At 54.2% G+C, this 14,217-nt stretch carries 20 protein-coding genes; 11 read left to right on the top strand and 9 right to left on the bottom strand.

Annotation, left to right across the window (positions count from 1 at the left end):
• Window positions 1-12 precede the first annotated feature (12 nt).
• The 6 genes from lptB to QQF33_RS07075 are packed head-to-tail and all read right to left on the bottom strand — an operon-like array spanning window position 13 to window position 4,398.
• Complete coding sequence (lptB, locus tag QQF33_RS07100; protein ID WP_059177326.1) at window positions 13-738, bottom strand: LPS export ABC transporter ATP-binding protein; 726 nt, start codon at window positions 736-738, stop codon at window positions 13-15.
• A gap of 6 nt (window positions 739-744) precedes the next feature.
• Window positions 745-1,299 (bottom strand): lipopolysaccharide ABC transporter substrate-binding protein LptA, encoded by a 555-nt coding sequence (gene lptA / locus QQF33_RS07095; RefSeq protein ID WP_282491830.1) that lies wholly within the window; start codon window positions 1,297-1,299, stop codon window positions 745-747.
• Complete coding sequence (gene lptC, locus QQF33_RS07090) at window positions 1,268-1,843, bottom strand: LPS export ABC transporter periplasmic protein LptC (protein ID WP_285145827.1); 576 nt, start codon at window positions 1,841-1,843, stop codon at window positions 1,268-1,270. Before lptC ends, lptA begins: the two co-directional genes overlap by 32 nt.
• Window positions 1,840-2,406, bottom strand: coding sequence for a 3-deoxy-manno-octulosonate-8-phosphatase KdsC (gene kdsC, locus QQF33_RS07085; protein WP_095283580.1), 567 nt, complete (start codon window positions 2,404-2,406; stop codon window positions 1,840-1,842). Before kdsC ends, lptC begins: the two co-directional genes overlap by 4 nt.
• Before the next feature lie 14 nt (window positions 2,407-2,420).
• A complete protein-coding gene (gene kdsD, locus QQF33_RS07080) occupies window positions 2,421-3,407 on the bottom strand; it encodes an arabinose-5-phosphate isomerase KdsD (RefSeq protein WP_282491828.1) in 987 nt (328 codons plus the stop codon).
• Window positions 3,408-3,420: 13 nt separating this feature from the next.
• Complete coding sequence (locus QQF33_RS07075) at window positions 3,421-4,398, bottom strand: calcium/sodium antiporter (RefSeq protein WP_282491827.1); 978 nt, start codon at window positions 4,396-4,398, stop codon at window positions 3,421-3,423.
• Between the two features lie 227 nt (window positions 4,399-4,625).
• On the opposite strand from QQF33_RS07075, the gene mlaF reads away from it, so the two are divergent.
• The 7 genes from mlaF (at window position 4,626) to murA (ending at window position 9,419) form a co-directional block, all read left to right on the top strand.
• A complete protein-coding gene (gene mlaF, locus QQF33_RS07070; RefSeq protein ID WP_282491826.1) occupies window positions 4,626-5,438 on the top strand; it encodes a phospholipid ABC transporter ATP-binding protein MlaF in 813 nt (270 codons plus the stop codon).
• Window positions 5,439-5,445: 7 nt separating this feature from the next.
• Entirely contained in the window at window positions 5,446-6,228 is a 783-nt protein-coding gene (gene mlaE, locus QQF33_RS07065) for a lipid asymmetry maintenance ABC transporter permease subunit MlaE (RefSeq protein ID WP_282491825.1), read from the top strand.
• Window positions 6,229-6,232: 4 nt separating this feature from the next.
• Window positions 6,233-6,796 carry an outer membrane lipid asymmetry maintenance protein MlaD gene (gene mlaD, locus QQF33_RS07060; RefSeq protein ID WP_282491824.1) on the top strand — a complete coding sequence of 188 codons (564 nt, stop codon included), beginning with the start codon at window positions 6,233-6,235 and terminating at the stop codon, window positions 6,794-6,796.
• Window positions 6,797-6,799: 3 nt separating this feature from the next.
• Window positions 6,800-7,435, top strand: coding sequence for a phospholipid-binding protein MlaC (gene mlaC / locus QQF33_RS07055; RefSeq protein WP_282491823.1), 636 nt, complete (start codon window positions 6,800-6,802; stop codon window positions 7,433-7,435).
• Window positions 7,435-7,728, top strand: a complete 294-nt coding sequence (gene mlaB, locus QQF33_RS07050; protein WP_282491822.1) for a lipid asymmetry maintenance protein MlaB — start codon at window positions 7,435-7,437, stop codon at window positions 7,726-7,728. Before mlaC ends, mlaB begins: the two co-directional genes overlap by 1 nt.
• 125 nt (window positions 7,729-7,853) lie before the next feature.
• Window positions 7,854-8,108 (top strand): BolA family iron metabolism protein IbaG, encoded by a 255-nt coding sequence (gene ibaG, locus QQF33_RS07045; RefSeq protein ID WP_282491821.1) that lies wholly within the window; start codon window positions 7,854-7,856, stop codon window positions 8,106-8,108.
• A gap of 51 nt (window positions 8,109-8,159) precedes the next feature.
• Window positions 8,160-9,419, top strand: coding sequence for a UDP-N-acetylglucosamine 1-carboxyvinyltransferase (murA, locus tag QQF33_RS07040; RefSeq protein ID WP_282491820.1), 1,260 nt, complete (start codon window positions 8,160-8,162; stop codon window positions 9,417-9,419).
• A 61-nt stretch (window positions 9,420-9,480) separates the two neighbouring features.
• On the opposite strand, the gene sfsB is transcribed toward murA, so the two are convergent.
• Both sfsB and ispB read right to left on the bottom strand, forming a co-directional pair.
• Entirely contained in the window at window positions 9,481-9,768 is a 288-nt protein-coding gene (gene sfsB / locus QQF33_RS07035) for a DNA-binding transcriptional regulator SfsB (protein ID WP_282491819.1), read from the bottom strand.
• 228 nt (window positions 9,769-9,996) lie between these two features.
• A complete protein-coding gene (gene ispB, locus QQF33_RS07030) occupies window positions 9,997-10,968 on the bottom strand; it encodes an octaprenyl diphosphate synthase (RefSeq protein WP_285157610.1) in 972 nt (323 codons plus the stop codon).
• Window positions 10,969-11,225: 257 nt separating this feature from the next.
• On the opposite strand from ispB, the gene rplU reads away from it, so the two are divergent.
• The 4 genes from rplU to cgtA all read left to right on the top strand — a co-directional run bounded on the left by rplU (window position 11,226) and on the right by cgtA (window position 14,069).
• Window positions 11,226-11,537 (top strand): 50S ribosomal protein L21, encoded by a 312-nt coding sequence (gene rplU, locus QQF33_RS07025; protein ID WP_095284390.1) that lies wholly within the window; start codon window positions 11,226-11,228, stop codon window positions 11,535-11,537.
• 19 nt (window positions 11,538-11,556) lie between these two features.
• Window positions 11,557-11,814, top strand: coding sequence for a 50S ribosomal protein L27 (gene rpmA / locus QQF33_RS07020; RefSeq protein WP_004385076.1), 258 nt, complete (start codon window positions 11,557-11,559; stop codon window positions 11,812-11,814).
• Between the two features lie 95 nt (window positions 11,815-11,909).
• Window positions 11,910-12,875, top strand: a complete 966-nt coding sequence (locus QQF33_RS07015; protein WP_282491817.1) for a DMT family transporter — start codon at window positions 11,910-11,912, stop codon at window positions 12,873-12,875.
• A 15-nt stretch (window positions 12,876-12,890) separates the two neighbouring features.
• Window positions 12,891-14,069 (top strand): Obg family GTPase CgtA, encoded by a 1,179-nt coding sequence (cgtA, locus tag QQF33_RS07010; RefSeq protein ID WP_285148136.1) that lies wholly within the window; start codon window positions 12,891-12,893, stop codon window positions 14,067-14,069.
• Window positions 14,070-14,122: 53 nt separating this feature from the next.
• Here cgtA and QQF33_RS07005 read toward each other — a convergent pair.
• Window positions 14,123-14,217 (bottom strand): IS3 family transposase (locus QQF33_RS07005; protein WP_271121941.1); only part of this gene is annotated, 95 nt, incomplete at its 5' end.

Raw genomic sequence — 14,217 nt, 5'->3', positions numbered from 1 at the left:
ACCTCTACCCTATCAGAGTCTGAAGTCTTCCCCAAGGTACACGCGCTTCACATGCTCGTCTTCGAGGATCTCAAGTGGCGTGCCGTGGGCGATTAAATGGCCCTGGCTGACGATATAAGCGCGTTCACAAACCGCCAGCGTTTCACGTACGTTGTGGTCAGTAATGAGCACACCGAGGCCGCTGTCGCGCAGATGTTCGATAATTCGCTTGATGTCGATGACGGAGATCGGGTCAACGCCCGCAAAAGGTTCATCCAGCAGGATAAATTTCGGATTCGCTGCAAGGGCGCGGGCGATTTCCACGCGGCGGCGTTCACCACCGGAGAGGGCCTGACCCAGACTGTCGCGCAGATGTTCGATGTGGAACTCTTCCATCAGCTCGTTGGCGCGATCCTGACGCTGTTCGGAGGTCAAATCATCACGGATTTGCAGGACCGCCATCAGGTTGTCGAAGACGCTCAGGCGGCGGAAAATCGACGCTTCCTGCGGCAGATAGCCAATCCCACGGCGCGCGCGGGCATGCAGCGGCAGCAGGCTGATGTCTTCATCATCAATGATGATGTTGCCCGCATCGCGCGGAACAATGCCGACGACCATGTAAAAAGTGGTGGTTTTGCCCGCACCGTTTGGGCCGAGCAGGCCCACGATTTCACCGGAGTTCACGGTCAGACTGACATCTTCCACGACGCGGCGGCCTTTATAGGCTTTGGCGAGGTTCTTTGCAGTTAATGTTGCCATAACGAATTAGTTACTCTTTTTCTGTGCCGGGGCCTGAGCTTTGTTCTTGTCCTGCAGCTGAGAAGGAACCAGAACGGTGGTGACGCGCTTACCTTTTTCGCTGAAAGCTTGCATTTTCTGCTCTTTCACGAGGTAAGTGATCTTATCGCCGGTGATGTTGCTATCCAGCTGTTCCAGATAGGCATTGCCGGTCAGGATGACGAGATCTTTCGCCAGCTCATAATGCATATGAGACGCGCGGCCTTTTACCGGCTTGCCGTTATCCTGCATCTGGTAGAAGGTGGCCGGATTGCCGTAGCCATCAATAATCTCTTTGCCCTGTTCGCCGCCCGGACGGGTGACAACCACTTTATCGGCGTTGATTTTGATCGTGCCCTGGGTCATGACCACGTTGCCGGTGAAGGTCACGACGTTACCCTGCATATCAAGCGACTGAGTGTCAGATTCGATATGAATCGGCTGCTCGGTGTCGCCCGTTACAGCAAGCGCGGGGAGGCTGGCGGCCAGCAGCGCGCTGGCAATGATAACTTTAAGGCTGAGTTTGTTTGTTTTGAATTTCATAGGAGGTTCTAACCTTTTCAATCAGCTCGGCGTTTTTGCTGCGTAAGTTCCCGCGCATTCTCAGACCGCTGGAATTAAATGTTGTGCCGTATAACGTCACCAGATCCTGCGACGTGACATCCTGGGTGACCAGGTTGATCTGGGCATTATCCGTAGTAATTTTGCGCAGTTGAGAATCTGGCGTCAGGGCGTTGACTTCAACATGACCATACAGATAAAGCATACGGTCATTCGTCAATTTTGCTCTGTCAGATTTAATCGACCACGTCGGAATTTTGTTGGTATCAAATGTGGTCATCACCGGTTGGGTAAACCACGAGATGCCATCATCGGAAAAATACTCTACATGCTGCGCAATCAGGCGATAGTTGAGCGCCCCTTCAGGGCTATAAACCACCGTGTCGCTGTGATCGCTTTTGTAGGTTGGTTCGCTGGTATTGACCACTTCATTCGGCGTATCGTCTTTATCAGCGAGATTCACGCCAATCAGAACCAGCACGGCCAGTGAAAGCAGAATGATAACCCAACGTCTGGTTTTACTCATATCGATTGCCCTTTGGCCTCATCAAGCTTGCCCTGTGCCAGCAATAACAGATCGCAGACTTCACGAACGGCACCGCGCCCGCCGTTGATCCGGGTGACATAATCCGCGCGCGGGATCAGCAAAGGATGTGCATCCGCCACGGCGATACTCAATCCCACTTCCGCCATCACCGGCCAGTCGATCAGATCATCTCCCACATAGGCGACGTTTTCAGGGGCAATGGCCAGTTTCGCCAGCAAATCCCGGAACGCGACCATCTTGTCGGATTGTCCCTGATACAAATGGGTAATGCCTAATGTTTCGCAGCGATCTTCTACCAGTTTAGCCTTACGTCCGGTGATGATAGCAACTTCGATGCCGGATGTGATCGCACAGCGAATTCCGTAGCCGTCGCGGACGTTAAAGGCCTTTAGCTCTTCGCCGTTATTGCCCATAAAAATCAAGCCATCGGACAGCACGCCATCGACGTCCAGAATCAGCAGACGGATTTTCTCCGCCTGCGCCATCATCTGGGTACTGACCGGGCCATAACAGGTTGCAAGGGATGCACCCGCATTACTCATTGTCTTATCCTTCATTACACTACGCCTGCGCGCAGAAGATCATGCATATGTACCACACCCAGCAGTTGGTCGCCATCGGCAACCATGGCTGAGGTAATATGACGGGACTGCATCAGGTTCAACACTTCGACCGCCAGCGTGCCCGGACGCACCCGAATTCCGCCCGGTGTCATGACATCTTTGATGCCCAGCGTGCGTACGTCGACGCCCATATCAAACACGCGACGTAAATCCCCGTCGGTGAAGATCCCTTCGATCTTCATCAGGTCATCACAGATGACGGTCATGCCAAGATTTTTCCGGGTGATTTCCAGCAGCGCATCTCGCAGCGAGGCATCTTTACTGACGTGGGGAATTTCATCGCCCGTGTGCATAATATCATTCACGCGCAGCAGAAGTTTACGTCCCAGCGCGCCGCCCGGGTGAGAGAGGGCGAAATCTTCCGGGGTAAACCCGCGCGCTTCGAGCAGTGCGACGGCGAGGGCATCGCCCATCACCAGCGCCGCAGTGGTGCTGGAGGTGGGCGCCAGGCCGAGTGGGCAGGCCTCTTTCGGGACTTTCACGCACAGGTGAATGTCCGCGGCGCGCGCCATGCTGCTCTCCGGGCGACTGGTCATGCAAATAAGGGGAACGTGCAGACGCTTGAGCACCGGGATCAGTGCCAGAATTTCGTTCGATTCACCGGAGTTGGACAGGGCAATAACCACGTCCTGCGGTGTCACCATCCCGAGGTCACCGTGGGCGGCTTCACCCGGATGCACGAAGAATGACGATGTTCCGGTGCTGGCGAAGGTCGCGGCCATTTTACGGCCAATGTGGCCCGATTTGCCCATCCCCATCACCACGACTTTACCGGCGCAGGAGGCTATTCTCTCGCACGCATGGGTAAAATCCTGATTAATATATTGATCTAACTGCGCCAGACCTTCACGTTCAATCTCCAGAACTTGTTTGCCTGCTTTCTGAAAGTCAAAACCCGGCTGCAATTCTATGTGCGACATAATGCGTTTCCGTTTACCCAGAGAGAAGAGGCGACAGCCAGTACAGCATCGCCATCCATACGATAAAACCACCCGTCAGCAAGGCGCCAGCCCCTTTGCCTATCTGCTGTTTTCGCCGCCAGCAGAGCAGGGCGAAAATCACGCTGACTAACAGCATCACTCCGTAATCGCGGGAGAAGGCCAGCGGATTAAATGCCCCTGGCGCAATCAGTGCGGGTAAACCCATGACGATAGCGATGTTGAAGATATTCGAGCCAATGATATTGCCAATCGCAATATCACCTTCGCCTTTCCGTGCGCCCGCAATCGCCGTCGCCAGTTCTGGCAAACTGGTGCCTATCGCAATCACGGTCAGGCCAATGGTCAGTTCACTGATGGCGAAGTAGTTGGCAAGCACCGTGGCGTTATCGACCACCATGCGGGTGGCCATCGGCATAATAATCAGCGCCACCCCGAGCCACAGTAGCGCAACGGGCAGGGTGCCTTCGCGAGGCAGTTCGGCCACCTGTTCCCGCGTCAGACTGTCGTTACCCTGTTTTTCCGCCAGTCGGGCGATTTTAACAATATAGAGCAGCCAGATGATCGCCAGCGCCAGCAGTAAAATACCGTCGTCGAAGGTGAGCTGACCATCATAAAGCACATAGCCCGCCAGCAGGCTGACAATTAACATTAGCGGCAATTCGCGGCGCAGAACATCAGAATCCACGCGAAATGGATGCAGCAGCGCGGCAAGGCCGAGGATCAATAAAATGTTGACGATATTCGAGCCGATCGCCGTGCCGATGGCGAGATCAACCTGACCATGGAGCGATGCGGACACAGAGACAATAATTTCCGGGAGCGATGTCCCGACGCTGACGACCGTCATGCCGATAATCAGCGGCGGTATACCGAAGAGTCTGCAAAGGATGGATGCGGCAAAAACCAAACGGTCAGCACTGTAGACCACCAACAGTAAACCAATTATTAACAGTGCCGTTGCTAAAAGCATCAAAAATCCTTTATTCAGGTATACTCGCCGGTCCACTGAGAAAGAATCTCTGGCGCCGCATGCAGTCTGTAGACGTAACGAATTCCTAATTTTGACTTTATGCGCCGGAAAAGTAAAACAAATGCCAGCTTTCGCTAACCTGCGCGGATAATTATCTGTAAAAATGTCGGGTTTAAGGCTGAATTAAGCGCCATGCTTAACCTTGATGGGAAAGAAAGGAACGTTCAATGAGCCAAACGACGGCGAATTTAGTCGATGTCCGCGACGTCAGCTTCTCGCGCGGAAACCGATTGATATTTGAAGACATCACATTGACGGTGCCGCGGGGCAAGATCACGGCGATCATGGGGCCCTCCGGCATCGGCAAAACCACGCTGTTGCGTCTGATCGGCGGACAGATCCCGCCGGACCGCGGCGAGATTCTCTTCGACGGTGAAAACGTGCCGGAGATGTCGCGCTCACGCCTGTATACCGTTCGCAAACGCATGAGCATGCTGTTTCAGTCTGGCGCGTTATTCACCGACATGAACGTCTTTGATAACGTGGCATATCCGCTGCGCGAGCATACTCGTTTACCCCCGGAACTGCTGAAAACGACGGTGATGATGAAGCTCGAAGCGGTGGGCCTGCGTGGTGCCGCCAAACTGATGCCGTCAGAACTTTCCGGCGGCATGGCGCGTCGTGCTGCGCTGGCGCGCGCCATTGCTCTGGAACCGGACTTAATCATGTTCGACGAACCCTTCGTCGGCCAGGATCCTATTACTATGGGCGTGCTGGTGAAGCTCATTTCAGAACTGAACAGCACGCTGGGTGTCACATGTATTGTGGTTTCCCACGATGTGCCGGAAGTACTGAGTATCGCGGATTACGCCTACATTGTGGCGGACAAAAAAATCGTCGCCCACGGTGGTGCACAGGCGTTGCAGAACAACAGCGACCCGCGCGTTCGCCAGTTCCTCGACGGCATTGCGGATGGTCCTGTACCGTTCCGCTATCCGGCGGGTGACTATCATCACGATTTACTGGGAATAGGGAGTTAAGCCGCTGATGCTGTTAAATGCGTTGGCCGCCCTTGGACACCGTGGCATAAAAACCATCAGGACGTTCGGGCGTGCCGGGTTGATGTTATTCAATGCGCTGGTGGGTAAGCCGGAATTTCGCAAGCACTCCCCGCTGCTGGTACGTCAGCTCTATAATGTCGGCGTGTTGTCGATGCTGATTATCATCGTGTCGGGTCTGTTTATTGGCATGGTGCTGGGGCTGCAGGGCTATCTGGTACTGACCACCTACAGTGCGGAAACCAGTCTCGGAATGCTGGTGGCGCTTTCGCTGCTGCGCGAGCTGGGTCCGGTGGTGGCGGCGTTGCTGTTTGCCGGGCGCGCGGGTTCTGCGTTGACCGCCGAAATTGGCCTGATGCGCGCGACGGAGCAGCTCTCCAGTATGGAGATGATGGCCGTCGATCCGCTGCGTCGCGTTATCGCGCCGCGCTTCTGGGCGGGGGTTATCTCTCTGCCGCTGCTGACCATCCTCTTTGTGGCGGTGGGCATCTGGGGCGGTTCGTTGGTGGGCGTTCAGTGGAAAGGCATTGATGGAGGTTTCTTCTGGTCCGCGATGCAGGATGCTGTCGATCTGCGAATGGACCTGGTGAACTGTCTGATTAAGAGTGTGGCATTTGCTATCACTGTGACCTGGATTGCGTTGTTCAATGGGTATGACGCGATACCGACTTCTGAGGGCATCAGTCGCGCGACTACGCGCACTGTGGTTCATTCGTCGCTGGCCGTCCTTGGCCTGGATTTTGTGCTCACCGCACTGATGTTTGGGAATTGAGTTCATGCAAACAAGAAAAAGTGAAATTTGGGTAGGTGTGTTCCTGTTGCTGGCGCTGCTGGCGGCGCTGTTTATCTGCCTTCGGGCGGCGGATATCACCTCCATTCGGACTGAACCCACTTATCGTCTCTATGCGACCTTCGATAATATCGGTGGTCTGAAGGCGCGTTCTCCGGTGCGCATCGGCGGTGTGGTGATTGGCCGCGTCTCGGACATCACCCTGGATGAAAAAACCTATCTGCCGCGCGTGGAGATGGATATCGAAGAGCGCTACAACCACATCCCGGACACCAGCTCGCTGTCTATCCGCACCTCTGGTCTGTTGGGTGAGCAATATCTGGCGCTGAACGTCGGCTTTGAAGACCCGGAACTGGGAACGTCTATTCTTAAAGACGGCGGCGTGATTCAGGATACGAAGTCAGCCATGGTGCTGGAAGATATGATTGGTCAGTTCCTTTACAGCGGTAAAGGGGATGACAAGAAATCTGACGAGTCCTCTGCACAGAGTGAAGGCCCAACTGACGCCGCACCGGCCCCTGGTGCGACGAATTCATCTCAGGAGAAGTAATTCATGATTAAACGACTGTTAATGGTTGCCATGCTGGTGATTGCCCCGTTGACCTCAGCTGTCGCTGCAGATCAGAGCAACCCCTACAAACTGATGGACGAAGCGGCGCAGAAGACTTTTGACCGCCTGAAAAATGAGCAGCCTAAAATTCGTGCCAATCCGGATTACCTGCGTGACGTGGTAGATCAGGAATTGCTGCCGTATGTGCAGGTGAAATACGCGGGTGCGCTGGTGCTGGGTCGTTACTACAAAGATGCGACTCCTGCGCAGCGTGATGCTTACTTCGCCGCTTTCCGTGAATACCTGAAACAGGCTTACGGCCAGGCGCTGGCGATGTACCACGGCCAGACCTACCAGATTGCCCCTGAACAGCCGCTGGGCGACGCGACTATCGTGCCAATCCGCGTGACGATTCTCGATCCGAACGGCCGTCCGCCGGTTCGTCTGGATTTCCAGTGGCGTAAAAACACCCAGACCGGCCACTGGCAGGCGTATGACATGATCGCCGAAGGGGTGAGCATGATCACCACCAAGCAGAACGAGTGGAGCGACCTGCTGCGCACCAAAGGCATTGATGGCCTGACCGCACAGCTGAAATCGATCTCCAGCCAGAAAATTTCTCTGGACGAGAAAAAGTAATGACACAGCAATTCAACTGGGCGCGTGAAGGCGACAAACTGATGTTGTCCGGTGAGCTCGACCAGGATCTGCTGAATCCGCTCTGGGATGCGCGTCATGACGCCATGCAGGGCGTGGCGCTGATCGATTTAAGCAACGTCACGCGTGTGGATACGGCAGGCGTGGCCCTGCTGGTCCATCTGGTGGCGGAAGGCAAAAAGCAGGGAGCTGCGGTCGCGCTAAGCGGCGTCAGCGAAAAGGTGCTTACGCTGGTGCAGCTCTATAATCTGCCTGAAGACGTATTGCCTCGCTAATATTTTCAGTGCGTTACTTCTGAAAGCCTCGACTGTTTCAACGTCGGGGCTTTTTGCCTGTTTAAGCCTGCGCCACTTTGCTCTAAGATGTTGGGCTTGTTTCACTACCCGATGATTTAGAACCCATGGAAAATCATGAAATCCAGACAGTGCTGATGAACGCACTCTCCCTTCAGGAAGTCCACGTCACTGGCGATGGCAGTCACTTTCAGGTTATTGCTGTGGGTGAATTTTTCGACGGCATGAGCCGTGTGAAGAAACAGCAGGCTGTCTACGCGCCGCTGATGGAATACATTGCGGATAACCGCATCCATGCTCTGTCGATCAAAGCCTATACCCCGCAAGAGTGGGAACGCGATCGCAAGTTAAACGGTTTTTGAGCTGAGGGTGTTTAGCCCGCAGCACGGTTGAATTCATAAGAGAGCATATTCATGGACAAATTTCGTGTACAGGGGCCTACGCGTCTCCAGGGCGAAGTCACAATTTCCGGCGCGAAAAACGCCGCGCTGCCGATCCTCTTCGCCGCACTGCTGGCAGAAGAGCCGGTAGAAATCCAGAACGTACCGAAACTGAAAGATATCGACACCACCATGAAGTTGCTCACTCAGTTGGGCACCAAAGTGGAACGTAACGGTTCCGTATGGATCGATGCCAGCAAGGTAAACAACTTCTCCGCACCCTATGACCTGGTGAAAACCATGCGTGCCTCCATCTGGGCGCTTGGCCCGCTGGTGGCGCGTTTTGGTCAGGGCCAGGTTTCTCTGCCGGGTGGCTGCGCCATCGGTGCGCGTCCGGTTGACCTGCACATCTTCGGCCTCGAAAAACTGGGCGCGGACATCAAGCTGGAAGAAGGTTACGTGAAGGCCTCCGTCAATGGCCGCCTGAAAGGCGCGCACATTGTGATGGATAAAGTCAGCGTGGGCGCGACCGTGACCATCATGTCAGCGGCAACGCTGGCAGAAGGCACCACCGTTATCGAAAACGCCGCGCGTGAGCCGGAAATCGTCGATACCGCGAACTTCCTCGTTGCGCTGGGTGCGAAAATCACCGGCCAGGGCACCGATCGTATTACCATCGAAGGCGTTGAGCGCCTGGGTGGCGGTGTCTACCGCGTTCTGCCAGACCGTATCGAAACCGGTACTTTCCTGGTGGCGGCAGCTATTTCTGGCGGCAAAATCATGTGCCGTAACGCCCAGCCGGACACGCTGGATGCGGTTCTGGCGAAACTGCGTGATGCAGGTGCCGACATCGAAGTGGGTGAAGACTGGATTAGCCTCGATATGCACGGTAAGCGTCCGAAAGCGGTGAACGTGCGTACCGCACCACACCCGGCTTTCCCGACAGATATGCAGGCGCAATTCACGCTGCTGAACCTGGTGGCAGAAGGGACGGGCTTTATCACTGAAACCATCTTTGAAAACCGCTTTATGCACGTCCCGGAACTGATCCGTATGGGCGCGCATGCGGAAATCGAAAGCAACACGGTCATTTGCCACGGCGTGGAAACACTGTCTGGTGCGCAGGTGATGGCGACGGATCTGCGTGCGTCTGCGAGCCTGGTGCTGGCGGGTTGTATCGCGGAAGGCACAACGATTGTGGATCGTATCTACCACATCGATCGTGGCTACGAACGTATTGAAGACAAACTGCGTGCGCTGGGTGCCAATATCGAGCGCGTGAAGGGCGAGTAATCGTTCCGGCAGCCCCCTGCCAGTTTGACCGGGGGGTTGCTGTTCCTGTCTGTTAAAAGCGTCAGTTCTGGCGCTCTTTTTCCTGCACTTTCTGGCGCATCATGCGCGTTCTGTCGATAAATTCGTGCGTAATGGGATCGTGGTAACGCGAGGGCCAGATTATCCAGGGCTGCGTTTCCAGCGCGTTGGCGATGATTAATTCACCCTTTGGCCAGGGACGGGTTAACGCGTTTGCCAGCGTTGATGAACTTAATCCACTGCGCCGCGATTCGGCTGCCAGCGATGTCCCTCTTTTACGCAATGCCGCAATAATGTCGGCCGAATGCCAGTCGATAAACTGCTTATCCATATGCTGTCCTTTGGTTTAAATGCGTCTACGTCAAGTCGGCGGAACTGACGATGGCGATTATACCTTCTTCGAACATCGGTTCTAAAAAGTTCGAATAACAGGATGCAATATTCAGAATATAACAGGGCTTTATTCACGCGGCCTGTAAGCCGATTATTTAACAGGAATAGATGCTTTATTGGAGCTTTTGGAATCTCCCCGTGAGACCACGGGGAGAGCGTGTGAGGCTTAACGATCGCGCTGAACGGCGATGTGGGCGAGCCCGATAAGCGCGTCACGCCACGGGCTGTCTGGGATAACCTGAATGGCGGCAATCGCTTTATCAGCTTCTTCTTCCGCACGCTGACGCGTCCAGTCGAGGGATCCACAGATTGCCATTGTTTCCAGTACGGGTTCCAGAAGGTGTCGACCGTTTCCTTGTTCAATGGCTTCGCGGATCAGCTTCGCCTGATCCGATGTGCCGTTACGCATTGCGTGCAGCAGCGGCAGGGTCGGTTTGCCTTCGTTCAGGTCGTCACCGACGTTTTTGCCCAGCGTTTCGCCATCGGCGCTGTAGTCGAGCAGATCGTCGATCAGCTGGAACGCAGTGCCAAGGTAGCGGCCATAATCCTGCAGGCCACGCTCTTGCGCCTCAGTACAGCCAGCGAGAATCCCGGAGCACTGAGCCGCGGCTTCAAACAGGCGCGCGGTCTTGCTGTAGATGACGCGCATGTAGTTTTCTTCGGTGATGTCCGGGTCGTTGACGTTCATCAATTGCAGGACTTCGCCTTCAGCAATGACGTTGACCGCCTCAGACATCACTTCCAGCACTTTGAGCGAGCCGAGGCGAGTCATCATCTGGAAGGCGCGGGTATAGATAAAATCGCCCACCAGGACGCTTGCCGCGTTGCCAAAGGCCGCGTTCGCGGTGGCTTTACCGCGACGCATATCGGATTCATCCACCACGTCGTCATGAAGCAGCGTGGCTGTGTGGATAAACTCAATCAGGGCCGCAATATTGACGTGATCATTTCCCTGATAGCCAACGGCTCTCGCCGCCAGGATGGCGATCATCGGGCGGATGCGTTTCCCGCCGCCACTGACAATGTAATAACCCAACTGATTGATGAGTTGAACATCAGAGTTGAGTTGCTCCAGGATTGCTGCATTCACACCCGCCATATCTTGCGCGGTTAACTCGTTGATTTTTTCTAAATTCATCGCAAAAGCCGGGCTTCTTATTCTGTTTAGCGCATGACAACTGGGCTAATGAAGGTTTCGGTTTATCAATAGTATTGCTGATTGTACTGAAAAAACGGCTCAGATAAACGTTAGCGTACGCGTTGTGTTTTTTTTCTTCATGTATTGATGGTAGCACTTGTCAAAGGCTCGCGTTTTGCGTAATATTCGCGCCCTATTGTGAATATTTATAGCGCACTCTGAATCACACGAGGATGTGCGCGGAAGCGGAGTTCTATATGTACGCGGTTTTCCAAAGTGGTGGTAAACAACACCGAGTAAGCGAAGGTCAGACCATTCGCCTGGAAAAGCTGGACATCGCAACTGGCGAAGCTGTTGAGTTCGCTGAAGTTCTGATGATCGCAAACGGTGAAGAAGTCAAAATCGGCGTTCCTTTCGTTGATGGCGGCGTGATTAAAGCTGAAGTTGTTGCTCATGGTCGTGGCGAGAAAGTTAAAATCGTTAAGTTTCGTCGTCGTAAACACTACCGTAAGCAGCAGGGCCACCGTCAGTGGTTCACTGATGTGAAAATTACTGGCATCAGCGCCTAAGACCTGAGGAGAGATTTAAATGGCACATAAAAAGGCTGGCGGCTCAACTCGTAACGGTCGCGACTCAGAAGCTAAACGTCTTGGCGTTAAGCGTTTCGGTGGCGAATCTGTTCTGGCGGGTAGCATCATCGTTCGTCAACGTGGTACCAAATTCCACGCTGGCAACAACGTAGGTTGCGGTCGTGACCACACTCTGTTTGCTAAAGCAGACGGTAAAGTGAAATTTGAAGTTAAAGGCCCGAACAACCGTAAATACATCAGCATCGTTGCTGAGTAAGTTTTTCGTGGTCCGGTAACGGATTAAAGCCCCGCAACGTGTTGCGGGGCTTTTTACATTGAAAACCCGGAAAATTTTCTGCAGGGAAAACGGGCATGAAACAGCAGGCTGGCATCGGCATTCTTTTGGCACTCACGACAGCGGTGTGCTGGGGGGCGTTGCCAATTGCAATGAAGCAGGTCCTGGAAGTGATGGAACCGCCTACGGTGGTGTTTTATCGCTTTCTGATGGCCAGTATCGGCCTTGGCGCGATTCTGGCGGTAAAAGGCAAACTGCCGCCGCTGCGGATTTTCCGTAAGCCACGATGGCTGGTGCTTCTGGCTATTGCGACGGGCGGTCTGTTCGGTAACTTCATTCTGTTCAGCTCTTCCTTGCAATATTTGAGTCCTACCGCGTCCCAGGTAATTGGCCAGCTTTCACCGGTTGGCATGATGGTGGCCAGCGTCTTTATCCTCAAGGAGAAGATGCGGGGCACGCAGGTCATCGGGGCAATCATGTTGCTGTGTGGTCTGGTGATGTTCTTTAACACCAGCCTGATTGAGATCTTTACCCGACTGACGGATTACACCTGGGGTGTGATTTTTGGCGTCGGGGCAGCAACGGTCTGGGTGAGCTACGGCGTCGCGCAAAAGGTGTTATTGCGCAGACTTGCCTCACAGCAGATCCTCTTTTTGCTGTACACTTTGTGTACGATAGCACTACTGCCTTTAGCGAAACCGGGTGTGATCACCCAACTGAGCGACTGGCAACTGGCGTGCCTCATTTTTTGTGGGCTTAACACGCTGGTCGGTTATGGCGCGCTGGCCGAAGCGATGGCGCGTTGGCAGGCAGCACAAGTGAGCGCATTGATCACGCTTACGCCGCTGTTTACGCTGTTATTTTCAGATTTGTTATCAATGGCCTGGCCCGATTTCTTCGTCAAACCGATGTTAAACCTGTTGGGTTATCTCGGTGCGTTTGTCGTGGTTGCGGGCGCGATGTATTCCGCCATTGGTCATCGTCTTTGGGGACGTTGGCGCAAAAGTGAAGCGGTTGTAGTTGTCCCCCGCTCAGGCGAATGATTTACGGAGAGTAAGATGAAGTTTGTTGATGAAGCAACGATCCTGGTTGTTGCAGGTGATGGCGGTAATGGTTGCGTAAGCTTCCGCCGTGAAAAATACATTCCTCGTGGCGGCCCAGACGGCGGCGACGGTGGAGATGGTGGTGACGTGTGGTTAGAGGCGGATGAAAACCTCAACACGCTAATCGACTACCGTTTCGAAAAATCTTTCCGCGCTGAGCGTGGTCAGAATGGTCAGAGCCGCGACTGTACCGGTAAACGCGGCAAAGACGTCACGATTAAAGTGCCAGTCGGTACGCGCGTTATCGATCAGGGTACGGGCGAAACCATGGGTGACATGACCAAACACGGTCAGCGTCTGATGGTGGCGAAAGGCGGTTGGCACGGTCTGGGTAACAGCCGTTTCAAATCTTCCGTAAACCGTACTCCGCGTCAGAAAACGATGGGTACGCCGGGCGATAAACGCGATCTGCAGCTCGAACTGATGCTGCTGGCAGACGTGGGTATGCTGGGTATGCCAAACGCCGGTAAATCTACCTTCATCCGTGCCGTTTCTGCGGCTAAACCAAAAGTGGCGGATTATCCGTTCACCACGCTGGTGCCAAGCCTCGGCGTTGTCCGTATGGATAACGAAAAGAGCTTTGTGGTCGCTGACATCCCGGGTCTGATTGCGGGTGCAGCTGAAGGTGCGGGTCTGGGTATTCGCTTCCTTAAACACCTCGAGCGCTGCCGCGTCCTGCTGCATCTCATCGATATCGATCCGATCGACGGCTCTGATCCGGTTGAGAATGCGCGCGTCATCATCGGCGAGCTGGAAAAATACAGCGATAAGCTGGCCGCTAAGCCACGCTGGCTGGTCTTCAACAAGATCGACCTGATGGACAAAGCCGAAGCAGAAGCCAGGGCGAAAGCCATTGCTGAAGCGATGGGTTGGGAAGAGAAATACTACCTGATCTCTGCGGCAAGCCAGATGGGCGTGAAAGATCTCTGCTGGGATGTGATGACGTTTATCATTGAGAACCCAATTGCTCAGGCAGAAGAAGTGAAAGGTCCTGAGAAAGTTGAGTTCATGTGGGATGACTATCATCGCCAGCAGCTCGAAGAACAAGAAGTTGACGTCGAAGATGACGAAGACTGGGATGACGACTGGGACGAAGACGACGAAGAAGGTGTCGAATTCATCTACAAGCACTAATCCGCTTAGAAGCCCCCGGAATGGACTGACCCCATAAAGTTGGACAGTTCATGTTAAGCGGCTATCGGGGTCTGGGTTCGGTATTCTACCGGACTCAGGCCTTTTAATTTCAGACTGATCCGCTCGTTGTTATAGTAATGGATATAGT

The organism is Lelliottia wanjuensis (genome assembly GCF_030238365.1).
GTDB lineage: Bacteria > Pseudomonadota > Gammaproteobacteria > Enterobacterales > Enterobacteriaceae > Enterobacter > Enterobacter wanjuensis.
Note: the sequence above shows the minus strand (reverse complement) of the source record. Positions and strands in the feature narration are given on the sequence as shown.

Coding starts and splice junctions, on each gene's coding strand:
- rpmA (WP_004385076.1), top strand. CDS start 11,557: ATGGCACATAAAAAGGCTGGCGGCTCAACTCGTAACGGTCGCGACTCA.
- mlaF (WP_282491826.1), top strand. CDS start 4,626: ATGAGCCAAACGACGGCGAATTTAGTCGATGTCCGCGACGTCAGCTTC.
- ispB (WP_285157610.1), bottom strand. CDS start 10,968: ATGAATTTAGAAAAAATCAACGAGTTAACCGCGCAAGATATGGCGGGT.
- mlaE (WP_282491825.1), top strand. CDS start 5,446: ATGCTGTTAAATGCGTTGGCCGCCCTTGGACACCGTGGCATAAAAACC.
- mlaC (WP_282491823.1), top strand. CDS start 6,800: ATGATTAAACGACTGTTAATGGTTGCCATGCTGGTGATTGCCCCGTTG.
- kdsC (WP_095283580.1), bottom strand. CDS start 2,406: ATGAGTAATGCGGGTGCATCCCTTGCAACCTGTTATGGCCCGGTCAGT.
- lptB (WP_059177326.1), bottom strand. CDS start 738: ATGGCAACATTAACTGCAAAGAACCTCGCCAAAGCCTATAAAGGCCGC.
- mlaD (WP_282491824.1), top strand. CDS start 6,233: ATGCAAACAAGAAAAAGTGAAATTTGGGTAGGTGTGTTCCTGTTGCTG.
- kdsD (WP_282491828.1), bottom strand. CDS start 3,407: ATGTCGCACATAGAATTGCAGCCGGGTTTTGACTTTCAGAAAGCAGGC.
- cgtA (WP_285148136.1), top strand. CDS start 12,891: ATGAAGTTTGTTGATGAAGCAACGATCCTGGTTGTTGCAGGTGATGGC.
- lptA (WP_282491830.1), bottom strand. CDS start 1,299: ATGAAATTCAAAACAAACAAACTCAGCCTTAAAGTTATCATTGCCAGC.
- lptC (WP_285145827.1), bottom strand. CDS start 1,843: ATGAGTAAAACCAGACGTTGGGTTATCATTCTGCTTTCACTGGCCGTG.
- rplU (WP_095284390.1), top strand. CDS start 11,226: ATGTACGCGGTTTTCCAAAGTGGTGGTAAACAACACCGAGTAAGCGAA.
- murA (WP_282491820.1), top strand. CDS start 8,160: ATGGACAAATTTCGTGTACAGGGGCCTACGCGTCTCCAGGGCGAAGTC.
- QQF33_RS07015 (WP_282491817.1), top strand. CDS start 11,910: ATGAAACAGCAGGCTGGCATCGGCATTCTTTTGGCACTCACGACAGCG.
- sfsB (WP_282491819.1), bottom strand. CDS start 9,768: ATGGATAAGCAGTTTATCGACTGGCATTCGGCCGACATTATTGCGGCA.
- QQF33_RS07075 (WP_282491827.1), bottom strand. CDS start 4,398: ATGCTTTTAGCAACGGCACTGTTAATAATTGGTTTACTGTTGGTGGTC.
- ibaG (WP_282491821.1), top strand. CDS start 7,854: ATGGAAAATCATGAAATCCAGACAGTGCTGATGAACGCACTCTCCCTT.
- mlaB (WP_282491822.1), top strand. CDS start 7,435: ATGACACAGCAATTCAACTGGGCGCGTGAAGGCGACAAACTGATGTTG.